This window comes from Leifsonia sp. Root227, assembly GCF_001428745.1.
GTDB lineage: Bacteria > Actinomycetota > Actinomycetes > Actinomycetales > Microbacteriaceae > Leifsonia.
This window is the reverse complement of the sequence record NZ_LMIO01000004.1, coordinates 495247-517138: the sequence shown is the minus strand read 5'-3', so window position 1 is coordinate 517138 and position 21892 is coordinate 495247. Positions and strand designations below refer to the sequence as shown.

Sequence of the window (21892 nt, the reverse complement as noted above, 5' to 3'; positions counted from 1 at the left end):
CGTTCATGCCGGTACCCCCACTTCGTCCATTCCCCGTTTGAGCAGCGCTAGCCCGCCTTTGATCGGGGGAAAATCGCTGACACCCCGATACACTCCCGCGGCCTGGCCCGCGAAGAGCGCTGCTCCGCGGGAGCCGGCTTCCATGCCGGCGACGACGCGGAAACCGCCGAGCCGACGACGTTTGCTCTCCTGGACCGACCGGTCGCCCGACCAGCCTCCGGTGATGACGAGGTCGCCACGCGGCCCTGCCGCCTTGGTCATCGCAGCGTCGATGGCCGCAACCTGCTCGGTCACGTCGTCCACTGCCGCCCGCCAGATCGCGCCAGGCCGCGTGGAGGAATCAATGCCCGTGATACTGATCTTCTCGGGATCGGCCGCGTCGACGCGGACCGGACTGCTGACGGCCCCCAGCGCCGCGGCGGCGTGAGCGGCCTCCTCGGGCGAGAGGCCGACGACATCGAGTATGACTTGCAGAGCCCGTCCGCCCTGCGTTCCGCCTAGTAGCGTCCACCGCCCGGCGAGAGGGGACCAGCCGACAGTCACACCCGCAGCGGTCACGGTGTCGATCGCCTCGGCGGGCATTCCGCGACGGATCGTCCGGACGATCGCCTCGGCCGTGCCGCAAGAGTCCAGTGCATCGCCTTCGCCCACCGCTCCGACGCCGACTGCTGCAACCTGATGGTCATGGCCTGCGACCGTGACTGTCGCGCCCGCCAGTCGTTCGAGGCCGGGCCGCACGCTGGCGCGTCCGAGCGACGTTCCTGCTGTTACGATCTCGGGCATCCATCGCGCCGATCCACCAGCCCACTGCACGCCGTCGAGCCACCAGTCACGGGCAGCCAGGTCGAAGAGACCGGTCCGCGAGGCGAGTGACTGCTCGGCAACGGGTGCTGCCCCGAGGCTGAAGGCGATCCACTCAGCCACGTCGAGCCGTCGCGCGACGTCCGCGAGCTGCCGCTCCGGCCGCGTCGCCCACCGGATCTTGGTGATGCTCCACTGCTGCCGGAGCGGCAGGCCAGTGCGCTTAGCGAACTCCGACCGGCTCACCCACGCCTCGAGTTCTTCGAGCTCGCGAGTGTCTCGAGTGTCGTGCCACGCGATGACAGGGACCACGGGACGGTCGCGCCGGTCCAGGAGGACGCTCGACTCCCCCATGCTCGTGACCCCCACTCCGACGATCTCGCCGTCCGGTGCGGCCGCGACCGCCTCGCGGAGTGCAGCCTCAGCGGCAGCCAACAAGGCAACGGCCGAGATCTCGGTGCGCCCTGACGTTCGCTCCCAGTGAGTGGCCGTCCGGCCATAAGCAACGACGTCACCCTCGATCGTGTACACCACGGCCTTGCAGGATGAGGTGCCCACATCCAGGCCTGCGAGTAGTTGAGTCATCAGTGACCGATCTTGGTTTCGTTGCAGTTGACTTGCTATTGCTTGCATATTCTTGCGATATCTTGCGATACTTGTCAAGCATCCATCGAAGAAGAAGGAGCCGAAGTGCCGCTGACGACAACCGCCGCCATCATGAGCCACGCGCGCCGCCACGGGGTCATCGCATTCAATGTGGTCACGCTCGAGCAGGCCGATGGCCTCATCGCCGGAGCCGAGGCCGCTGAGCACCCTGTCATCCTCCAGGTCAGTGAGCATTGCCTTGACTTCCACGCCAGCGGAGCACGCGCCTTCCTCTGCGGCTTAACTGAGCTTGTGCGTCAGAGGCGTGCCTTGGCGAGCATCCATCTCGACCACATCGAGACGCCATCGTGGCTCCGGGTCGGCGCAGGCACGGGCGTGTCGTCCGCCATGGTGGACGCATCCCGGTTGTCGTTCGCCGAGAACGTCCGCACCGTCGCCGACCTCACGCAGATGTTGCACGCCGACGGCTGGTATGTGGAAGCCGAACTAGGCGAAATCGGCGGCAAACGCGGCGCCCATGCGTCCGGCGTCCGCACCGATCCCGACGAAGCCGCTGTTTTCGTGTCGGCGACAGGCATCGACGCACTGGCGGTCGCAGTCGGCAGCTCCCACGGTATGCCGACGGCGGACGCGACACTCGACGACGAGCTCATCGCCGCTATCGCGGACCGCGTGTCCGTCCCCCTCGTCCTTCACGGGTCATCAGGCGTCAGCGCGGCGGGCATCCGTCGGGCAGTCGCGGTGGGGATCACGAAGGTCAACATCGGGACCCGCGTCGCGACGACATACAGCGACGCGCTACGACGATCGTTCGAGCAGAATCCCGCGACCGATCCTCGGCCCCACCTGCGTGCCGCCCGCGATGCTGTCAGTGCCACAACCGTCGAGATCCTGAGTTCTCTCACCGGTGAGAACGGAGGTGGCCGGAATGCTCTGTGAGCCATTGGCCGGGCGTGTCGCTCTCGTCACCGGCGCGAGCAGCGGTATCGGGCTGGCCGTCGCCCACCGGCTGCACGACGCGGGTGTGCGAGTGGCTGCACTGTCCCGGCACGCCGAAGCGGACCGAGACGGGCCGTCCTATCTTCCTCTCGTGGGGGATGTGCGAAGTGTCCGCGACCTCAGTTCGGCGTGTGAGAGAGCGGCTCAGACCTACGGTGGGATCGACATCGTGGTCGCCAATGCCGGTGTCGGCTCGTGGGGGCCGGTCGAGATTACCCCGCAAGCGGAGGTCGACGAGATGATCGACATCAACGTCAAGGGGCTGATCAATACGGTGCGGGCCGCTCTCCCTGCGCTGCGCCTCAGCAGCTCGCCGGACCTCGTGACGATCGCCTCGGAGGCGGGGCGCAGGGCGCTTCCAGACGAGGCCGTCTACGTCGCATCCAAATTTGCGCAGGTCGGATTCACTCGCTCACTGGATCACGAACTTCGAGAGGCCGGAATCCGAACCGTCAACATCTGTCCAGGTGGGGTGGCGACAAAGTTCGGCATGGGCCGTGGCTTGCGGCACGAAAGCATGCCAGAGCTGCAATCCATGCTGACACCCGAGGACATCGCTGACGTCGTCGAATTCGTCCTCACCCGGCCTCGGCACCTGCGCATTCTCGAGGTAGCTCTCCGGCATCTCTCCGAGGATTCGTGGGGGTAAGGAAGCGCGTAGGTGACGACGTGCCGCTCCGGCAGCCGGACAGCTTGCTGTGCGTCACGGATCAGTGCATCGCCGGTTCGCGCGCGGGAGGGAGTGACTGTCAGTACGTGGAGACGGCGTCCGCGCTGATCGCGGCGGTGAGCCCGCGCATCCCGCCCTCGGTCATCGCCGCCCGCTGCCTGGTGGCACCGTTGCCCTCGCGCAGGATGCGGTCCACTACCGCGGACACCGCAGCCGTGTCGCCGTGCTCGGCCAGCCCGCCGGCTGCCGCGTCGAGAAGGGCCCGGACCACCGCGCGGGCGTCGGCGAGCGAGCCGTCGCGAGGATCGAGCAGGTCGGCCGCGAGACCGTTGCGGGCCGCGTGCCAGAGCGCGGAGTCCAGGAGCTCGGGCTCGATCTCCGCGGCCTGGGTGCCCGTGGCCCGCCCCGCCGACGCGAGGACCAGCCCGCGCACGATCGACGCGAGCGCCACGCTCGTCTCCGGGTCGAGCTGGGCGTCGAACACGCGCACCTCCACGGTCGGATAGCGTTCCGAGGGCCGCACGACCCAGTTGAGCGTCCCGGCATCCGAGGTGCCTCCGACGCCACGCAGGGCGACGGTCCTGCGGTCGTAGTCCGCCGCATCCAGGAACCGGGGTGGGATGCCGTGCGTCGTCCAGCGCCTGCTGTGGATGGCGCGCCAGGAGTCGAACCCCGTGTCGACCCCGTTCCAGTAGGGCGAGTTGGCGGACAGCGCCAGCAGAACGGGCAGCCACGGCCTCAGGGCGTTCGAGGCCGCGACCGCGGCGTCCCTGTCGGCGACGCCGACGTGCACATGCAGCCCGTTGAGCTGGTGGTCGCGCACGATGAGCCCGAAGTGCGACGCGATCTCGCGGTAGCGCGGCTCGTCCGTCACCTCGGCCTCCTGCGCGACGCGGTACGGCAGCCCGACCCCGCAGGCGATCAGGCCGTTCTCCGCCGCCCAGGCCGACAACTCCTCCCGGAAGCCGGTGATGGAGGCCAGCGCCTGCCCGGCGGTCTCGCACACCGGCGACGCGAACTCGAGCTGCGATGGGAAGAACTCGGCCATCACCCGGCCGAAGCCGTCGCCGGTGCGTCGCAGCGCATCCTGAGCCTCCCGCGCACGCTCGACCGGCACGAGGGTTTCGGGATCGAGCAGCACGAACTCCTCCTCAACGCCGATCGTCGTCCGCACGCGCATCCCCTCGTCCGTCGCACACAGTACGCACGGCCACGGGATGCACGCAATGGCTTGACTGCGCAGGGAAGTCGGCTCACGGTCGGAGCATGACAGCACGAATCACGCCGCGCGGACCCGTGAGCGCGCAGCTCCTCCAGGCCCTCTCCGAACCGGCGCGACCATCGTCCGACTCCATGCAGCGCACCCTCGACGCCGCACGGGAAGCGCTCGACCAGCAGCCGTACGTCGGCACCGACGACGACCTCCAGCTCGCCCTGCTCCTCAGCTACGGCCTCTCCTACGGAGGGGTGGTCGAGTGCGACGACCGCTGGGAGTGGCACCCGGCGCAGGTCGCCGTCCGCACCGCCATCGAGGACCTGTTCGAGCAGCAGCTCCGGGAGCGCGTGGAGATCGGCGAGCTCCCGCATCCCGATGCGGAGTCCGTGGCCGCGTACCTCTTCGCCGCGACCGCGGAGGACAGCGGCCCGAGCCTCTCCCGCTACCTGGCGAAGAAGGCGACGCGCGAGCAGGCGACCGAGTTCATCATCCACCGGTCGATCTACACCCTCAAAGAGGCAGACCCGCACTCCTGGGCCATCCCGCGCCTGACCGGCAGGGCGAAGGCCGCGCTCGTCGAGGTGCAATCGGACGAGTACGGCGGAGGGCAGCCGTCGCGGATGCACTCGGTGATCTTCGCCAAGACCATGGCCGGCGTCGGGCTCGATCCGAGCTACGGGGCGTACATCGACCGCGCGCCCGCCGTGACGCTCGCGTCCTTCAACATGATGTCGATGTTCGGACTGAACCGGCGGCTCAGGGGCGCCATCGCCGGTCACCTGGCCGCGTTCGAGATGACGTCGTCCATCCCGAACCGCCTGTACGGCAACGGGTTCAGGCGCCTCGGCTACGACAGCGAGGTCACCGACTACTTCGACGAGCACGTCGAGGCGGATGCGGTCCACGAGCAGATCGCCGGACGCGACCTCGCGGGCGGCCTGGCGGAGGAGCATCCCGAGCTGCTGCCCGACATCGTGTTCGGTGCGCGTGCCTGCCTGTACGCGGACGGCCTCGTCGGAGCGCACATGCTCGAACGCTGGCAGGCGGGCGCGAGCTCACTGCGCGCGGAAGAGACGGTGACGGTGTGAGTGCGTCGGATTCGCCTGCACCCGTGACCATCGTCGCGTGCCCCGACGGGCCGCTGCTCGTGCGCGGCCCGGCGCAGATCGTGGACGCGGAGGGGAAGCCCGTTCACCGCAGCCGGCGCACGGTGGCGCTGTGCCGCTGCGGGGTGTCGACGATCAAGCCGTACTGCGACGGGACGCACAAGCTCGTCGGGTTCCGGACGGACCCGCAGCCGGAGCCGCAGTCACGGCCGCAGCCACAGCCGCAGCCCGAGGTGTGAGCGGGTGCGGGCCGGTGCTCCCGGCCCGCACCGCACAGCAGGGGTCAGGCGATCCCGCCGCCGTCCACGACGAGGGCCGAGCCGGTGACGTACGAGGACTCGTCGGAGGCGAGCCAGACGACGGCGGCCGCGATCTCCTGCGGCTCGCCCATGCGCTGCAACGGGCGGTCGGCGGCTTCGGCGAGGAACGAGCCGGCCTCCTGGCCGAGCTGGCGGGCCTCGTCGCGGAGCATCCCGGTGTTGACGTCGCCGGGGTTGACCGAGTTGACGCGGATGCCCTGCGGGCCGTGGTCGATGGCGAGCGCGCGGGTCATGTTGACCACCGCCCCCTTGGATGCGCAGTACGAGATGGCCTGCGCGCCGCCCTTGAGACCCCATCCGGAGCCGGTGTTGACGATCGAGCCTCCGCCGTTCGCCGCCATGACGGGGACGACGTGCTTGCACATCAGGAAGATGCCCTTGACGTTGACGCCGAACACGCGGTCCCACTCGTCCGCGGTGGTCTCGACGGCTGTGGTCCTGCGGATGATGCCCGCGTTGTTGAAGACCACGTCGACACCGCCGAACTCCGAGACGGTGTCGGCGACGACGCGCTCGATGTCCGCCTCGTTCGACACATCGGCCGTGAGGGCGATGGCGGTGCCGCCCGCCGCACGGATCTCCTCCGCGACCTTCTCCGCCGCTCCTGGGGCGACGTCGACGACGGCGACGCGTGCGCCCTCCGCCGCGAAGGCGAGGGAGGTGGCGCGGCCGATGCCGCCCGCTCCTCCGGTGACGATGGCGGACTTGTCGGCTAGACGCATGTGTGCGCTCCTTCGGTGGTGGCCGCACTGGCGGCACTGACAGGGTAGATGCTCGACGACGACGGGCCGGTGATCACGCGGAGATGACCGGCGAGGCGTTCGTCGATGCGGGGGTCGCCGGTGTCGACCAGGAGAGGCCGGCCGGAGAGGTCGAGGAGTTTCTGCTCCGTCGCGACGACGAGCAGAGGGTCGGGGCCGATCGCGTCGACCACCGCCGGCGAGAGCTGCTGATTGCCCCGGCCGAGCAGGAAGCCCTGGCCGCCGATCACCGTGACCACCGCTTTCGCGGGATGCCCGGCGATGGCGGAGAGCGCCTGCTTCTCGGAGACGTCGCGGGCGATGAGCGCGCCATCCTGCACGATGTCGACGCCGAGCGGTGTGCCCTGGATGCCGAGCTCACGGGACACGGCGGCGAGCGTTCCGCCCGGCCCGAGCAGGTAGCGGACGCCCGGCTGCATGGCCGCCACGGCTCCCGCCGCTGCGAGGCGAACGGCGTCCGCCTCGCTCGTCGGGGTCGGCGCTTTGCGCGCCTGGGTGCGCTCGCGGGATGCGGGCACGCGGGCGAGCGCGAACAGGCGAGGGTCCGGGCGACCTGCACGCAGGAGCGCCTCGTCGAGGTCGAGCACTTCGGCCTCGCGCGTCGACAGCCCGCCCGACGACTGCCAGTCCGCTGCGATGGCCCCAGCAGCCGCCGGGGAGACGGCGAAGCAGCCGGAGTACATCTTCACACCGGCGGGGATGCCGAGGAGTGCGACCTCCGGAGGGGCGCCGCTCGCCGCATCCCTGGCGGTGCCGTCTCCTCCGGCGAACAGCACCAGCCCAGCGCCGTCCGCTGCACAGGCGGCGACCGCGCGCATCGTGTCGTCGCCGGCCGTCGCGCGCGACGCATCCGGGGTGTAGACGACGCGCGCCAGCAGCCCCGCTGCACGGACAGCGTCCTCGCCGAGCGCACCGCCGGCCGTCAGCACCTCCAGCCCCGGATGCGCGTCCGCCAGCACCGCGAGGGCGACGGCCGCGCGGTCGGCGGCACGGGCATGCGCACCGCGCGCGACGGCCTCGCGCTGCACGGCGTCGCCGTCGCTGCCGACGAGACCGGCTGGTCCCCCGATCCCGGCGACGGGGTTCACGACCACCCCGATCGCCGGGCGACGGAGCTGACGGACGGTGGACATCTAGGCCGCTGCCTCCTCGGCCGACGCGCCCGACGCGCCCGACGCACCCGACGCGGCAGCGCTATCGGCCGCGACGTCGGTTCCTGCGCCAGCAGCGCCAGCACCGAAGTACTTCCGCTGGTACGCCCGCCAGGTCACGGCCCACCGCTCCGGGTCGTCGAGGTCGTCGTGGTGGGTGTGGTGCACGGTCTGGTTGTGCGGAGCGGTGCGCACCACCTCCGGCGTCTCGCGCGCCTCGCGGGCGACCTCGGCCAGCACGTTCGCGTACTCGTCCAGCTCGGCCATCGAGTACGACTCGGTCGGCTCCAGCGTGAACGGCTGCGGCACGATGTACGGGTGGTGGCTGGTCCAGTAGTGCATCCCGAAGTCGGCGGCGCGCACGCCGATCTCCTCCGAGCTGATGCCGGTCTCCTCGAACAGCTCCTGCCACGAGTAGCGCACCTGCTCGATGCGGCGGCGACCGGTCGCATACGGTGCGCTCGCACCGGGGATCTCCAGGATGCGCTTCATCAGGTAGTTGTTGTTGAGCACGGCGGTCTCCGCCACGGCGCGCAGGCCGTCCGCGCCGAGTGCGCTGATCCACGCGTACGTGCGCACGATGTTCGGGATGACGCCGTAGAACGGGGCGACGGAGCCGATCGACTGCGGCCGGTTCGCATCCAGGTAGTAGCGATCGCCGTCGCGCTCGACCACCGGGCCGGGCAGGAACGGCGCGAGCGCCTCCGACACGGCGTTCGCCCCCGAGCCTGGCCCGCCGCAGCCGTGCGGCGTGCCGAACGTCTTGTGCAGGTTGAAGTGGCAGACGTCGAACCCTGCGTCGCGGGCGCGGGTGATGCCGAGGATGCCGTTCGCGTTGGCCTGGTCGTACGACGCGAGCGCGCCCACCTCGTGCGCCAGCTCCACCCACTCGCGGATGCGCGGGTTGTAGATCCCGGTGTCCTCCGGGTTGGTGACCATGATCGCCGCTGTGCGCGAGGACAGCGCGGCGCGGAGGGCGTCGAGGTCGGGGTAGCCGTCCGCATCCGGGTGGATGGTGATGACCGTGTATCCCGCGGCCTTGGCCGCTGCGGCGTTGGACGGGTGGGAGAAGATCGTGGTGATGACCTCATCCCGCTGCTCCGCCTCGCCGCGGGAGGCGTGGTAGGCGCGGATCATCGAGATGTTGGCCCAGATCGCCTCGGAGCCGCCGCTGGTCTGCAGCGAGACCCTGCTCATGCCGGAGATCTCCGCGAGCATCCGCTCGGTGCGCCAGACGATCTCGAGGACGCCCTGCGCGCTCGCCTGGTCCTGCAACGGGTGCAGCTCGGTGAGGTCGGGCGTGCGGATGATCGCCTCGTTGACCTTGGGCGCGTACTTCATGGTGCAGGTGCCCTGGCCCACGTCGACGTTGAGGTCGGCGCCGAGATTCTCCTGGCTGAGTCGCAGGTAGTGCTTGAGCACGCGCATCTGCCCGATCTCCGGCAGCGCGGGCGGTGCGCTGCGACGAAGGGATGCGGGCAGATCGGCGACGACATCGCCGACCGTCTCGCGCACCCCGGCCTCCGGGCGGGAGACGAGCACGCCGCGCTCTCCCGGCGTGTGCAGCTCGAAGACGATGGGCTCGTCCCAGCGCGCCTGGTGGAAACGGCGAAGAGCCGGCTTGGGGGCGATGGGGAGGCTCATGCGTTCTGCTCCTTCTGCTGTGCGCGCGCTGCGCCGAGCGCGTCGGCGAGCACGGCGGTGAGGTCGTCGATGTCGGTCTGGGTGTTCTGCTCGGTGACGCACACCAGCAGCCGGTGGTCGTCGATGGCGAGGCCAGGCTCGAATCCGGATGCGCGGCCCGCGGCGACCAGCTCGGGTGCGGTGAGCGCCGCATCCGTCAGGTCGATCACGAACTCGCGGAAGTGCGTCGCGCCGTCTGCGAGCGCGACGCCGGGGAGGGCGGCGAGCACGCGGGAGGCGTACGCGGTGCGGGCGAGGACGGTCTCGCCGACCTCCGCCATGCCCTGCGGCCCCATCAGCGAGAGGTAGACGCCTGCGGCGATGCCCCAGAGGGCCGCTGCGGTGCCGACCCACTCCTTCCCTTCCTCGCGGAGGGCGAACGATGTGCGGTCGTACGCCACGTCGCCGAAGCCGTACTCGCCTTCGACGTCGGTGGAGGCGAGGCCGAACAGCCGCGACGGGAGCTCCATCACGAACCGGGTGTCGTCGTGCACGGCGATGAACCCGGCGTGCGCGCCGCCGAACCAGGGGTGCAGCCCGAGCGACTGGATGTCGCCGTGGACGATGTCGGCGCCGAGGTCGGCAGGCGGGGTGAGCACGCCGAGCCCGATCGGGTCCGTGCCGACGACGACGACGGCTCCGACAGTGTGCGCGGCGGCGGAGAGCTCGGCGACGGCGGTCTCCAGCGCTCCGGTGTAACTGGGGGTCTCGATCCAGATCGCGGCGGTGCTCTCGTCGAGCATCCCGGTCACGGCGGCGAGGTCGGCGGTGCCGTCGACCGTGGGGACGAGCACGAGGTCGATGGTGGGCGCGATGTAGTCGCGGACCTTCGACAGCTTGTCCGGATGCGCGTCGCTGACCAGCAGGACGGTGCGGCGGCCGGTGATGCGGCCCGCCATCGCCAGCGAGGTGGCGGCGGCCTGGAAGCCGTCGTAGGTGGGGACGTTGACCACATCCTGGTTGAGCAGTTCGCTCATCAGCGACTGGTACTGGAACAGCGCCTGGAAGCGGCCGTGGTCCTCGTACGGCTCGCCGGCGTATGCGGTGAGGAACTCGCTGCGGTTGATGACCTCGTCCACGACGGCGGGGACGGCGTGCTGGTAGGTGCCTGCGCCGAGGAAGAGGCGGCCGGGCTCGACGGAGCGGTTGCGGCGCAGCAGACCGCCGACGTGACGCACCAGGTCCTGCTCGGCGACGAGCGGCTCCGGCAGGTCGAGGGCGCGGCCGAGACGGAGGTCGGCCGGGACGTCGGCGTAGAACTCCTCGACGGATGCCGCCCCGACGGCGTCGAGCATCGCCTGACGGGATGCCGGCGCCGTGTTCGGCACGTACGGGTGGACGAAAGGTTGGGTCATGGTGGCCTCGCGGTCGGTGGTGGGGTGGTCGGGATGGTCGGCGTCGCGATCGAGTCCGAAGTTGTTCACGGACGCTCGCGGCGTGTCGGCTGAAGAAGTTCGGACTCGATTGTTCGGGCGGGGGCGGGATCGGCAGGGGCGGGGTGGGCGATGACCGCGACGCCGAAGGCGGGGAGGGCGATGGCGGAGTCGGAGGGGGCGCCGGTGAGGAGGTCGCGGCCGCCGGGGATGGGCGGTGCTGAGCGGTCCGCCCTGCCGTGGTTGAGGACGAAGGTGTAGTCCGTGGTCCCGTCGGTGCGGGTGACGACCTCGAGGTCGGTGTCGATGGATGCGGCGACCGGCACGTCTGCCGCGGCGAACACCTGGGCGAGCACCGCGCGCATCCCATCGCTGTCGAGGCCGGCGCTGAGGTACCAGGCTGCTCCGGCACCGGATGCGCGGCGCGTGACGGCCGGACGCCCCGCGAGGTCGCCGTCCGCGTACGTCGCGAGCACCTCGGTGCGGGGCGCTACCTCGATCCACTCGCTCCAGACGCGCACGCCGTGGGTCTCGCCGGGAGTGGCGAACGACGTGTCGAACGCGACACTGCGGATCTGCCCGTCCGCCAGCGGCCACCACTCGTCCACCTCGACGCCGAGCAAGTCGCGCAGCGGGCCGGGGGCGCCGCCGTCGTGGATCTGCTCGCGGTGATCGACCACGCCGGAGAACGGGCCGACGACGAGCTGACCGCCCGCCTCGACGAACGCTGTCAGCGCAGCCGCCTGCTCCGTCGTGGTGGCGTAGAGGTTCGGGACGAGCAGCACGCGGTGCTCGCCGTACGGGCCTGCGGCGCGGGCCACGTCGACCGGCTGGCCGAGCGCGTACGCCGCGGCGTGCCAGGCGCGCGCCTCCCTGAGCCAGTCGAGGCGCACAGAGGGCAGAGACTCCGGTTCGCTGACGCCCCACCAGGAGTCCCAGTCGGCGACGAGGGCGACGGATGCGCGCACCCTGGTTCCCGTGATCGGCGCGAGCGTCTTCAGCTCGGCCCCGAGCGCTTTGGTCTCCTGGAAGGTGCGGCTGCGCTCCCCGCGGTGGCCGAGCATCGCGGAGTGGAACTTCTCCGGGCCGAACTTCGCCTGCCGCCACTGGAAGAACAGCACGCCGTCCGACCCGTGCGCCAGCGCCTGCATGCTGCCGACGCGCATCTGGCCTGGCGCCTTGGGCACGTTGACCTCGCGCCAGCTCACCGCGCTCGGCGCCTGTTCGAGCAGCAACCACGGGCGGCCGTCTTTGAGGGAGCGCATCAGGCCGTAGTTGAGGGCGGCCGCGATGTGCGCATCCTGATCGGAGGGGTCGGGGTACGCGTCGTCGGTGACGAGGTCCTCGGCGTCGGCGAAGTCCCAGTAGTCGAGCTCGCGGAACATGCTCATGAAGTTGGTGGTGACGGCGATGTCGGGAGTGACCTCGCGCAGCACGTCGATCTCGGCCTGGAACAGTTCGAGCAGCGCGTCCGAGGAGAACCGCTCGAAATCCACCAGCTCCGCCGGGTTGATCGGTCCTGTCGCGGTGCGCGGTGGCTCGATCTGCTCGAAGTCGAGGTAGTGCTGGCCCCAGCAGCTCGTGCCCCACGCCGCGTTCAGGCCGTCGATCGTCTGGTACCTGTTCTGCAGCCAGCGGCGGAAATGCCGCGCAGACTCCGGGCACCAGCAGCGCGAGACGTGATCGCCGTACTCGTTGGAGACGTGCCAGAGCGCCAGGGCGGGATGCGCGCCGTAGCGCTCGGCGAGCGTGCGGGTGAGCCGGAGCGCCGCCTCCCGGAAGATCGGCGAGCTGGGGCAGTACGACTGCCGCGACCCGAACTCCAGCCGCACGCCGTCCGCATTCCACGGCAGCACCTCTGGATGCTCGCGCACCAGCCACGCGGGAGGGGTCGCGGTCGCGGTGGCCAGGTCGATGCGGATGCCGTGCTCCCAGAGCAGGTCGATGACGCGGTCCAGCCCGGCGAAGTCGTACTCGCCCGGACGCGGTTCGAGCAGCGGCCAGGAGAAGACGGGGAGGGTGACGAGGTTGACGCCGGCCTCGACCATGAGGCGCGCATCCTCGGCCCAGACGCTCTCCGGCCACTGGTCGGGGTTGTAGTCGCCGCCATAGGCGAGGGCGTCGAGGCGGATGCTCCGCGGCGAGGTGGTCGTCACTGGTCTCCTTGCGAGGGTGCGGGTCGAGCTGGTGTGCGGGTCGAGCTGGATGGTGCGGGGTCGAACGGACAGTTCACGGCTGCGGTGCTTTACACCGGGCAACCGTCGACTGTATTCTGTATACAGTAACGCTAAAGCGATTCCCGCGAGGGGTCAAGCCCTAAGCTGGCGACGCCGGCCGGCCGCGAGGCCACGCACGAACCGACCAGGAGGTCACAGTGATCGAGCGCAAGAACCTGCGATCCCAGGTGCGCGAAGAACTCATCGCGAGGATGCGGGCCGGCAATGTGCGCCCGGGCGAGAGCATCAACGAGGTGCAGCTCGCCGCCGAGCTCGGCGTCTCCCGCACCCCGCTCCGCGAAGCGCTGATCGCGCTCGAGAGCGAGGGCCAGATCGAGTCGGAGAACGGCAAGGGCTTCCGCTTCGTGCCGCTCAGCGCCCGCGAGTTCGAGGAACTCTGCCCGATCATCGTGGCCCTGGAGAGCCTGGCCATCGACCTCAGCCCGGCGGACGAGCTGGCTGGGATCGGCGAACAGCTCGCCGCCCTCGCCGCCGAGTTCAACGACGACGTCGCCCAGCACGCCCTGGTGAACCGCCGCGACGACGAGTGGCACAACCTGATGCTGAGCGCCTGCCCCAACCAGCGCCTCCTCGACGAGATCGCCGGCGTGCGCCGCGCCATCCACCGCTACGAGTCGCTGCTGGTCTCCGACGACGTGATGGTCGAGCGCAGCGCGATCGAGCACGCCGACATCGCCCGCCACCTCGTCGAGGGCGACCTGGACGCGGCGAAGCAGGCCCTGGCCGCCAACTGGACCAACGGCATGCGCCGCCTGCTCGCCGACGCCGGCATCTCGTGGGAGCGGCTGGGCTGACCCCGCCGGTCCCACCGGTTCCACCGCCCGCGCCGCCCCCGCTCTGACGCTCACCCCTTCACCGCACCGCCCAGCAGCCCCGCCACGAACTGCCGCTGGAACAGCAGGAACACGATCAGCAGCGGGATGGTCGCCAGCAGCGAGCCGAGCATCAGGCCGGAGTAGTCGACGCGGGAGAGGCCGATCATCGTGTTGAGGGCGACAGGCACCGTGTACTTGTCCTCGGTGTTGAGCATCAGCAGCGGCCAGATGAACGCGTTCCACTGGCTCACGAACGTGTAGATGACGAGCGCCGCGAGCTGAGGGCGCGCGATCGGGAGCACCACCCGGTAGAACGTGCGCAGCTCGCCTGCGCCGTCGATGCGCGCCGCCTCGATGATCGTGTCGGGGAAGTCGAGGAACGCCTGACGCATCAGGAAGATGCCGAACGCGTTGGCGAGGAACGGCACGATGATCGCCTGATACGTGTCGATCCAGCCGATGCTCGCCATCATCTGGAACAGCGGCACGAGCAGCACCTGCATCGGGATCATCATGGTCACCAGCACGACGCCCATCAGCACTCCGCGCCCGCGGAACCGGAACTTCGCCAGCCCGTAGCCCGCCATCACGCTCACGGCCGAGCTGAACACCGTGTAGACCACGGCGATCCCGAGGCTGTTGGCGAGCACGAGGCCGAAGTTCGTCTCCGCCTGCAGCCGCGCCAGGTTGGCGAGCAGCTCGCCGCCCGGCAGCACGGGCAGGGGCGTGGCGAACAGCGACGACGTGGTGTGGGTCGATGCCACGACCATCCACAGGAACGGGATGACGCTGAGCACGGCCCCGGCCGCGAGGAGCAGGTAGACCGGTGAGTGCCGCAGGGCGCGGATCATTTCTTCTCCCTCAGAAGACGGAACTGCACGATCGAGATGATGCCGGTGAGCAGCACGAGCAGCCACGCGATGGCCGACGCATACCCTGGGTCGAACTGCTGGAAGCCGACCTTGTAGAGGTAGAGCACCGGGGTCAGGGTGGCGTTGTTGGGTCCGCCGCCGGTGAGGATCACGTTCTCGTCGAACAGCTGCAGGGCGCCGATGGTCGACGTGATGGTGGTGAACACGATCGCGGGGCGGAGCTGCGGCACGATGACCTTCGAGAACGTCGCCCAGCGGCCGGCGCCGTCGACGCGCGCCGCCTCGTACTGCTCGGCGGGGATGCTCTGCAGCCCGGCGAGCAGGATGACCATGTTGTATCCGGTCCACCGCCAGGTGATGGATGCGATGAGCGCCACGCGAGCCCAGAGCTCGTCGTTGAGCCAGTCGACGGGCGCTATGCCGAACAGGCCGATGAGCTGGTTCACCGCCCCGCCGTCCGTGGCGAGCATCACCCGGAACACCACAGAGTACGCGACGAGGGTCGTCACGGCCGGCAGGAAGTAGATCAGCCGGAACCCGGTGCGGAACTTCAGCCAGGTCTGGTTGAGCGTGTATGCGAGCAGCAGCGCCGTGCCGATCATGATCGGCACCTGCACCACGAGGATCAGCCCGGCATTGCCGAGGCTGGTGAGCACCAGAGGGTCCTCGAACAGCCGTGCGTACTGGTCAAGCCCCACCCAGGTGGATGCGCCGCCCCTGGTGCTGAAGAAGCTCTGCCAGAGCGAGACGACGAGGGGATACGCGAAGAACACGGCGAACAGGGCGGCGGCGGGCAGCGCGAACCAGGCGCCAGGGCGCTGGAGCCTGCGCCCCAGCGACCTGGCCGCTCTCGGCCGCGCCGCCGTGCGACCCGCGGTGACGGAGTCGACGGTGGCCATGCTCAGCCCGCGATCGTGCGGCCGGTCGCCGTCGCGATCTGCTTTGCCGCATCCTTCAGCGCGCTGGCAGGGTCTGCGCCGTTGATCACCGACGAGACGACGGCGTTGGCGACGATGTCCCCCGCCTTCGCGTTGTCGGCCGTGTAGGCGATCGCGGGGATCTTCGCGGTCTGCTCCGCGAACAGCTGGTACACCTTCTGGCCGCCGAAGTACGGGTCCGGCTGCTGGAACAGCGGGTCCTTCAGCGCGGGGAGGTAGGACGGGAACAGGCCGTCCTTCTTCATCATCGACACCTGGTTGGCGGTGTCGGCGAGCGCGAACGCGGCGAACGACGCGGCGAGCTGCGGGTTCTTCGCCTGAGTGGGAACAGCGAGCGCGGAGCCTCCGCTGTTCGAGGTGCGGGCGCCGTCCGAGTCGAACGCCGGCAGCTCTGCCACGCCGTACTTGCCGCTCAGCTCTGCCGCCTCTCCGGTCAGCGTCGCGATCCACCACACGGCCTCCGGGGTGACAGCGGAGTCGCCGTTCTTGGCGCTGGTGACCCGCGCATCCCAGCCCTTCACGTTCTTGAGGAGGCCTTTGTCGTTGAGCTCCTTGAGCAGTGCGAGCGCCTTCACGGCCTGCGGAGACGAGACGGTGATGTCGCCCTTCGCGTCGAAGAGCCCCTGGCCCTGCTGCTGCAGGAGCATCTGGAAGAGGCCACCGGAGGAGACATCGGCGGTGAGGAGGGTGTGACCGGTCGCGGCCTTGATCTTCTCACCGGCGGAGACCAGAGCGTCCCAGGTGGTCAGGCTCGCCGGGTCGACGCCTGCCGCGTCGAGGTAGTCGGAGCGGTAGAACAGGCCGACAGTGCCGGAGTCCCACGGCACGGCCTTGATCGCTCCGGCGCTGTCGACGGACGCCGCCCACTTGGACGGGTCGAAGTCGGCCTTCTTGTCGCCGATGATCGGGGTGAGGTCGGCGAAGCCCTTGGGGAACTGGCTGAGGTAGCCGGGGGTGTGGTCGGTCTCGATGGTGACCACGTCCGGGAGGCCGGTTCCTGCCTGGAGCCCGACGGACAGCTTGTCGTATGCGTTGTCGTAGCCGATGTCGACGACCTTGATCGTCGTGCCGGAGTGCTTCTTCTCGTACTCCCCCGCGAGGCGCTTGAGAGACACGGCTGCCGCATCCCACGACCAGACGGTGATGCTGCCGGACACCTTCGCGTTCGGGTCGATGGTCGCAGCGGGGCCGGATGCGGTCCCCGCCATCGCGCAGCCGCTGAGGACCAGCGCCGCGGCGGCTATGGGAACGAGCGTTCGCAAGCGTTTCATGATGACTCCTTTGTCGATTGAATATTGTATACAGTTAGAGACGCAGAACGATCCCGCCTCCCCCGCGGAGCGCCCGGTGTCAGCCGGTGGCGCGCACCGCGAGGTCGATGCAGAGCGCGGCAGACCAGCCGAACGACGTCGTCGCCGTCCTGGCCTTCGCACCCGTCAGCGGGTTGAAGTACTCGTGCGGACCCCCGGCGTGCTGCACCAGCCGCAAGGTGGCCTCGACCAGCTGGCGCGAGCGCTCAGCGTGGCCTGACACCGCCAGCCCCTCCGCGACGAGGGCGTTGATGTTGACCCAGACGGGGCCGCACCACATCCGCTCGGCGGAGAAGTCCGCGTCCCTGGCCGCGACCGTCGGCACGGCCCACGGGGTGGCGAACCGGTCGGGGTCGTCGAGCGCCTCGAGCATCCGGGAGACGATGCGGCCTGGCAGGCGGCCGGTGAGCAGCGGAAGAAGGCTCACCGCAGTCTCGGCGCGAAGCGGTGCGCCAGCGCCGCGGGAACGGAAGAAGCCTGCGTCGTCGTCCCACATCCCCTCCAGCAGCGCGAGCGTCCGCTCGGCGCGGGCGGTGTGGCGGTCGGCGGCCTCGGCGTCGCCGACCGACCGTGCGCGGGATGCGAGGAGGTCGTCCTGCAGGATGAGGTACGCCGCGAGGTCAGGCGACGCGACCGGCAGCTCTCCGTCGAAGATCGGGCTGTCGTCGAGGCCGGAGGAGTACGGGTGGCCGTACTCCGGCATCCCGTCGCCGTCGAGGTCGGAGTGTGCGAACCACCACTCCTGGCTGCGTGCGACCGTCGCCCAAGCGTCGTCGAACCACGCGGGGTCGTCGACCAGGCCGTCGAGGGAGCGGAGAGCCCAGGCCGCCAACGGCGGCTTGGTCAGCGGGATGGGGGCGGTCGGGTCGGCGATCGCCGAGCCTGCGCGGCGGAGGTTCTCCCTGTCGCCGGGCGGCAGGTCGTCGCTCGACGCGAGGATGCCATCGTCGTGGACGACGTCGGGAAGCTGGCCGTTCGCGGACGGGAAGCCGAAGGCGAGCGCGAGCTGCTCGCGGGCGAGCTCCGGGTCGCCGTGGCGGAGCCCGGCGGCGATGAAGTACGCATCCCACTGCCAGAGGCCCACGTAGCCGATCTTGGACGGCACGACAGCGCGCGCGTCGCCGCGGCCCGGCAGCGTGACGACGTTGGCGCCGAGCACCCACCAGCAGAACGCGGTGAGGTCGGCGAGGTCGCTGCGCACCGCCGGGGTGCGGGCGAACCAGTCGTCCCAGACGCCGGTGGTCGCCGCGAGGGCGTCGGCGTGGGTGCGCTCGGCGTCCATCGTGGCTGGGCCCAGCGCGATCCGCAGTCCCGCCCCGTCGCCGCCGGCGAACGACAGCCGCACCACGGTGTCGCCGTGCGCCCCCCGCACCAGCAGGTCGTCGGCGCCCGCCGCCCGCCAGGACGCTTCGGGCGCCGAGGGCAGCCCGGGCGACCAGCGGCCGGGTGCGGTGAGGGCGCCAGGCAGCGTGAGCTCGACCGTCCAGCGCGTATCGCCGCCGAGGCTCAGCGCCGTCGGCCCGTCGAATGTCAGCGTCACGCCGCCGTCGAACGCGATGCTCTCCGGGCGCACGTCCGCGATCTCCGCGATCCGCCCGTCCGCTCCGAACACCCGCACGGCGCGCACCACCACGCAGTCGTCGAGTCCGCGCTCGTACTCGGCCAGCCGCATGGTCACGCCGCCGTCCGTCCGCTGCACCAGGATGCGCGATCCCGGCAGCGTGAACGGCGCGTTCTCGAGGTCGAGGAAGCGCGCTGCGCGGTCGGCCGCATCCCGGGCCAGGGAGACCGTCCCGCTCATCGGCCGCCCAACCCGGAGGCCGCCATGCTGTTGAGGATGCGGCGCTGCCCGATCACGAACGCGACCAGCATCGGGATTGTCGCCACGGCGGAAGCCGCCATGATCAGCCCGTAGTTGATCGACCCGAACTGGCCTCGGAAGCTCTGCAGCAGCAGCGGAACGGTGAAGAGGTCCTGGCTGTTGAGCAGCACGAGAGGCAGCAGGAAGTTGTTCCAGGTGGAGAGCGCCACGATGATCGCGAGCGCGCCGAGCCCCGGTCGCAGGTTCGGCAGGATGATGCTCCAGAAGATCCGCCAGCGGCCGGCGCCGTCGACCAGCGCGGCCTCCTCCAGCTCCTTCGGCAGCGACAGCACGAACTGGCGCATCAGGAACACCGCGAACGGATTCGCGAGCGCGGCCGGGATGATCAGCGACAGGTGCGAGTCCACCCAGCCGAGCTTGGCCATCAGGAAGTAGAACGGGATGAGCGTGACCTGCATCGGGATCATCTGCGTGGCGAGGAACACGATGAACAGCACCCGGCTGCCTCGGAACTTGATACGCGCGAACGCGTACCCGGCCATCGCTGCCGTGATCAGCGTGCCGATGACCACGAGGATCGCGATGTAGATGCTGTTGACGTACGCCTGCGCGAACGGGGCGTCGTTCCACGCATCCACGTAGTTCTGGAAGGTGAACGGCTGCGGCAGGAAGCTCAGCGGGTCGTTGAGGAGCTGGGGCAGCGTCTTGAAGGAGGTGATGAGCATCCAGATGAACGGGAAGACCATCGCGATGCCGCCGAGCGCCAGCACGATGTGCAGGATCGTCTTGCGGGTGCGTGCGCCTGCACGGCCCTCGCGGGACGCTTTCTGCGGCCCTGCGGGAGCGGAGCCGGGCGCGGGAGCCTGGGCGGATGCGGTTCTGACGGCGGTGGTCATGCTGCACCATCCTCGTAGTGGACGAACTTCTTCTGCGCCGTGAACTGGATGCCCGTGATGACGAGCGTGATCAGCAGCAGGATCACCGACGCGGCACTGGCCGGGCCGAACTGGAACTTGCCGAAGCCGAGATCGTAGATGTGGTAGACGATCGTGCGGGTGGCGTTGTCCGGGCCGGCGTTCGCGGTGAGGATGAACACGGTGTCGAAGGTCTGCAGCGAGCTGATGAACGCGATGACCGACGAGAAGAACATGATCGGCGACAGCAGCGGCATCCGGATGCGGAAGAACAGCGTGAGCGCGCCTGCCCCGTCGATCCGTGCCGCCTCGATGACCGCGGGCGAGATGTTCTGCAGCCCGGCCAGGAAGATGATCACGTTGAGACCGAGGGACGACCAGATCGAGACGATGCAGACGGCGATGAGCGCGAGGTGCGGGTCGCCGAGCCAGTCGGGCGCGGGAACGTGAAACACGCTGGCGATGAAGCCGGAGATCACGCCGTCCTTGCGGAAGAGCTGCTGCCAGATCATCGCGACGGCGACCGACGAGGTCACCACCGGGGCGAAGAACAGGATCAGGTACAGCGTCTTGGTCTTCAGCTTCTCCAGTGCCACCGCGATCACCACGGCGAGGCCGAGCCCGACCGGCACGGTGATGACCGCGATGAGCAGGGTGTTGACGATCGCCCTGCCGAACAGCGGGTCGGCTAGCTGGTTGCGGAAGTTGTCGAAGCCCACCCAGCTCAGGTCGTTCAGACCATCCCACTGGGCGAAGGCGAGCACCAGGCTCGCCGCGAACGGGAGCACGACGAACAGTGCCATGCCGATGAGCTGCGGGCCGACGAACACGTAGCCCCAGCGCCGGTCGCGCCGCCGCCAGGCGGACTCCCCTCGGAGTCCGCCCGGCTCGGTGCCTGCGGGTTTCGCCGACCCCCTCGTGTCGGGGGTGTCGGTCAGCGACCCTCGGATTGCACTCACGCGTCGATCCCTTACTTACCTGTCTTGCTCTTGATCATCGCTGCGACGTCGTCGAGCGTCGCCTTCGTGGACGCCTTGCCCTCGTAGAGCGCCAGCATCTTGTCGCTGATGTCGCTGGAGAGACCGGGGACGGATGCCTCCGTCGCGTAGTCCTCGAACCCGATGTCGCGCATGTCGAGCAGCGTCTGAGCGTGCTTCGGATAGCCGTCGAGCACGACGGAGTCGGCGCCCTTGATCGACGGGACGGCGTTGCCGCCGCCCTTCAACCGCGCGGTCTGGCCGGCTGCCGACAGGTAGTTGGTCCAGAACTCGAACGCCGCGTCCTTGTTCTTTGTCTTGGCGTTGATGGCGAGGTAGCTCACCGCTGTGCCGGTCGGGGCGGCCTTGCCGTCCGGGGTCGGCCACGGAGCGACGTCGTAGTTCTCCGGGTCTCCTGCCGACGTGACGGTGCCGATCGTGTACCGGCCCTGGACGAAGAAGCCGGCCTTGTGGGTGACGAAGACGCTGTCGGCGCCTGCGCCCTGCGGAAGCGTGTCCGCGACGACGAAGGTGCCGTTCTGGAAGTTCTTGGCCAGCACATCCATCGCCTTCACACTGGTCTGGTCGGTGTTCGCGACGAACTTCCCCGAGTCGTCGAACGCCTTGCCGCCCTGCGACGAGATCCAGGAGTAGTGGGTGGACCAGTAGTTCCAGAACATCGAGCCGGTGAGGCCGGCCTTCTTGAGCTTCTCGTTCATGTCGAGGTAGGTCGCCGTCGTCCATTTGCCCTCGGAGGCGAGGGTGGCCGGGTCTTCTGTGACACCGGCCTTCTTGAGCGCGACCTTGTCGTACCAGAGCGCATCCGGGTTGGAGTCGTTGGGGGCTGCGTAGATCTGGTCACCCTTCTTGGTGGCGCCGAACAGCCCCTGCGCGAAGTCCTCCGGCTTGGTCTTGCTCGCGCTGGAGTTCATCAGGTCGGTCAGCGGCATGAGTGCCTTCGAGTTGACGAACTGGCCGATCTTGTCGTCGCCGATGTAGAACACATCCGGTGCTGTGCCGGACGCGAGCTGGGCGAGGAGCTTGGTGTGGTAGTCGCCGTAGTCGGCGACCGGCTGCAGCACGACCTTGATGTCGGGGTGCTCTTTCATGAACGTGTTGTCGAAGTCCTTGTAGCGGGCGAGCTCCTCCGGAGTGCCCCAGGTGGACCAGACGACCGTCTTGCTGCCCGATCCCCCCGATCCCGACCCTGAACACGCTGCCATGCTGAGTGCGATCGCGACAGCCGCCCCCACGGCCACCAGCCTTCTCATCTTCGAGTCGACGCGAGACATGCCTACCTCATTCCTTGAAGTGTCTCTTG

At 69.5% G+C, this 21892-nt stretch carries 19 protein-coding genes; 5 read left to right on the top strand and 14 right to left on the bottom strand.

Features of this window, described 5'->3' with window-relative positions; all coding sequences use genetic code 11:
• Positions 1-3: 3 nt before the first annotated feature.
• Positions 4-1464: an FGGY-family carbohydrate kinase gene (locus ASE16_RS17225; RefSeq protein ID WP_235500566.1), complete on the bottom strand. Its 1461-nt coding sequence runs from the start codon at positions 1462-1464 to the stop codon at positions 4-6.
• Positions 1465-1491: 27 nt separating this feature from the next.
• Between ASE16_RS17225 and ASE16_RS17220 the strand changes: the two genes are divergently transcribed.
• Together ASE16_RS17220 and ASE16_RS17215 are read left to right on the top strand one after the other, a co-directional pair.
• A complete protein-coding gene (locus tag ASE16_RS17220) occupies positions 1492-2346 on the top strand; it encodes a class II fructose-bisphosphate aldolase (RefSeq protein ID WP_055897947.1) in 855 nt (284 codons plus the stop codon).
• Positions 2336-3055 carry an SDR family oxidoreductase gene (locus ASE16_RS17215; protein ID WP_055897945.1) on the top strand — a complete coding sequence of 240 codons (720 nt, stop codon included), beginning with the start codon at positions 2336-2338 and terminating at the stop codon, positions 3053-3055. Before ASE16_RS17220 ends, ASE16_RS17215 begins: the two co-directional genes overlap by 11 nt.
• Positions 3056-3155: 100 nt before the next feature.
• Here ASE16_RS17215 and ASE16_RS17210 read toward each other — a convergent pair whose 3' ends face one another.
• Positions 3156-4250, bottom strand: coding sequence for a glutamate--cysteine ligase (locus ASE16_RS17210; protein WP_162255988.1), 1095 nt, complete (start codon positions 4248-4250; stop codon positions 3156-3158).
• Positions 4251-4342: 92 nt separating this feature from the next.
• On the opposite strand from ASE16_RS17210, the gene ASE16_RS17205 reads away from it, so the two are divergent.
• Positions 4343-5380, top strand: a complete 1038-nt coding sequence (locus tag ASE16_RS17205; RefSeq protein ID WP_157480437.1) for an iron-containing redox enzyme family protein — start codon at positions 4343-4345, stop codon at positions 5378-5380.
• 23 nt (positions 5381-5403) lie between these two features.
• Positions 5404-5637 carry a CDGSH iron-sulfur domain-containing protein gene (locus ASE16_RS17200; protein WP_414843038.1) on the top strand — a complete coding sequence of 78 codons (234 nt, stop codon included), beginning with the start codon at positions 5404-5406 and terminating at the stop codon, positions 5635-5637.
• A gap of 44 nt (positions 5638-5681) precedes the next feature.
• Here the strand turns inward: ASE16_RS17200 and ASE16_RS17195 are convergent, their stop codons facing one another.
• Genes ASE16_RS17195 through ASE16_RS17175 form a run of 5 tightly spaced genes read right to left on the bottom strand, consistent with a single transcriptional unit; the run spans position 5682 to position 12842 of the window.
• A complete protein-coding gene (locus ASE16_RS17195; protein ID WP_055897936.1) occupies positions 5682-6440 on the bottom strand; it encodes an SDR family NAD(P)-dependent oxidoreductase in 759 nt (252 codons plus the stop codon).
• A complete protein-coding gene (locus ASE16_RS17190) occupies positions 6431-7612 on the bottom strand; it encodes an ATP-NAD kinase family protein (RefSeq protein WP_082581546.1) in 1182 nt (393 codons plus the stop codon). Before ASE16_RS17190 ends, ASE16_RS17195 begins: the two co-directional genes overlap by 10 nt.
• A complete protein-coding gene (gene gcvPB, locus ASE16_RS17185; protein WP_082581545.1) occupies positions 7613-9274 on the bottom strand; it encodes an aminomethyl-transferring glycine dehydrogenase subunit GcvPB in 1662 nt (553 codons plus the stop codon).
• A complete protein-coding gene (gene gcvPA / locus ASE16_RS17180; RefSeq protein ID WP_235500565.1) occupies positions 9271-10737 on the bottom strand; it encodes an aminomethyl-transferring glycine dehydrogenase subunit GcvPA in 1467 nt (488 codons plus the stop codon). The genes gcvPB and gcvPA overlap by 4 nt, the downstream gene beginning before the upstream one ends.
• The gene (locus ASE16_RS17175; RefSeq protein WP_235500563.1) at positions 10734-12842 is read right to left on the bottom strand and encodes a beta-galactosidase; all 2109 of its coding nucleotides are present in this window, start codon (positions 12840-12842) and stop codon (positions 10734-10736) included. Before ASE16_RS17175 ends, gcvPA begins: the two co-directional genes overlap by 4 nt.
• Before the next feature lie 218 nt (positions 12843-13060).
• Here ASE16_RS17175 and ASE16_RS17170 point away from each other — a divergent pair, with 218 nt between their 5' ends.
• A complete protein-coding gene (locus tag ASE16_RS17170; protein WP_235500562.1) occupies positions 13061-13717 on the top strand; it encodes a GntR family transcriptional regulator in 657 nt (218 codons plus the stop codon).
• 50 nt (positions 13718-13767) lie between these two features.
• Here ASE16_RS17170 and ASE16_RS17165 read toward each other — a convergent pair whose 3' ends face one another.
• The 7 genes from ASE16_RS17165 to ASE16_RS17135 form a co-directional block, all read right to left on the bottom strand.
• Positions 13768-14589, bottom strand: coding sequence for a carbohydrate ABC transporter permease (locus ASE16_RS17165; protein WP_055897932.1), 822 nt, complete (start codon positions 14587-14589; stop codon positions 13768-13770).
• The gene (locus ASE16_RS17160; protein WP_082581544.1) at positions 14586-15509 is read right to left on the bottom strand and encodes a carbohydrate ABC transporter permease; all 924 of its coding nucleotides are present in this window, start codon (positions 15507-15509) and stop codon (positions 14586-14588) included. Before ASE16_RS17160 ends, ASE16_RS17165 begins: the two co-directional genes overlap by 4 nt.
• 2 nt (positions 15510-15511) lie before the next feature.
• Positions 15512-16819 (bottom strand): ABC transporter substrate-binding protein, encoded by a 1308-nt coding sequence (locus ASE16_RS17155; protein ID WP_157480435.1) that lies wholly within the window; start codon positions 16817-16819, stop codon positions 15512-15514.
• A 79-nt stretch (positions 16820-16898) separates the two neighbouring features.
• Positions 16899-18659, bottom strand: coding sequence for an amylo-alpha-1,6-glucosidase (locus ASE16_RS17150; RefSeq protein WP_055897929.1), 1761 nt, complete (start codon positions 18657-18659; stop codon positions 16899-16901).
• Complete coding sequence (locus ASE16_RS17145) at positions 18656-19576, bottom strand: carbohydrate ABC transporter permease (protein WP_082581543.1); 921 nt, start codon at positions 19574-19576, stop codon at positions 18656-18658. The genes ASE16_RS17150 and ASE16_RS17145 overlap by 4 nt, the downstream gene beginning before the upstream one ends.
• Complete coding sequence (locus tag ASE16_RS17140; RefSeq protein ID WP_235500561.1) at positions 19573-20553, bottom strand: carbohydrate ABC transporter permease; 981 nt, start codon at positions 20551-20553, stop codon at positions 19573-19575. Before ASE16_RS17140 ends, ASE16_RS17145 begins: the two co-directional genes overlap by 4 nt.
• An 11-nt stretch (positions 20554-20564) precedes the next feature.
• Complete coding sequence (locus tag ASE16_RS17135; RefSeq protein ID WP_055897925.1) at positions 20565-21863, bottom strand: ABC transporter substrate-binding protein; 1299 nt, start codon at positions 21861-21863, stop codon at positions 20565-20567.
• Positions 21864-21892 lie beyond the last annotated feature (29 nt).

What these genes read in the sequence shown, in the direction of transcription:
- ASE16_RS17215 (WP_055897945.1), top strand. Translation starts at nt 2,336, where the DNA reads ATGCTCTGTGAGCCATTGGCCGGGCGTGTCGCTCTCGTCACCGGCGCG.
- ASE16_RS17205 (WP_157480437.1), top strand. Translation starts at nt 4,343, where the DNA reads ATGACAGCACGAATCACGCCGCGCGGACCCGTGAGCGCGCAGCTCCTC.
- ASE16_RS17195 (WP_055897936.1), bottom strand. Translation starts at nt 6,440, where the DNA reads ATGCGTCTAGCCGACAAGTCCGCCATCGTCACCGGAGGAGCGGGCGGC.
- ASE16_RS17190 (WP_082581546.1), bottom strand. Translation starts at nt 7,612, where the DNA reads ATGTCCACCGTCCGTCAGCTCCGTCGCCCGGCGATCGGGGTGGTCGTG.
- gcvPB (WP_082581545.1), bottom strand. Translation starts at nt 9,274, where the DNA reads ATGAGCCTCCCCATCGCCCCCAAGCCGGCTCTTCGCCGTTTCCACCAG.
- ASE16_RS17165 (WP_055897932.1), bottom strand. Translation starts at nt 14,589, where the DNA reads ATGATCCGCGCCCTGCGGCACTCACCGGTCTACCTGCTCCTCGCGGCC.
- ASE16_RS17160 (WP_082581544.1), bottom strand. Translation starts at nt 15,509, where the DNA reads ATGGCCACCGTCGACTCCGTCACCGCGGGTCGCACGGCGGCGCGGCCG.
- ASE16_RS17155 (WP_157480435.1), bottom strand. Translation starts at nt 16,819, where the DNA reads ATGAAACGCTTGCGAACGCTCGTTCCCATAGCCGCCGCGGCGCTGGTC.
- ASE16_RS17150 (WP_055897929.1), bottom strand. Translation starts at nt 18,659, where the DNA reads ATGAGCGGGACGGTCTCCCTGGCCCGGGATGCGGCCGACCGCGCAGCG.
- ASE16_RS17145 (WP_082581543.1), bottom strand. Translation starts at nt 19,576, where the DNA reads ATGACCACCGCCGTCAGAACCGCATCCGCCCAGGCTCCCGCGCCCGGC.
- ASE16_RS17135 (WP_055897925.1), bottom strand. Translation starts at nt 21,863, where the DNA reads ATGTCTCGCGTCGACTCGAAGATGAGAAGGCTGGTGGCCGTGGGGGCG.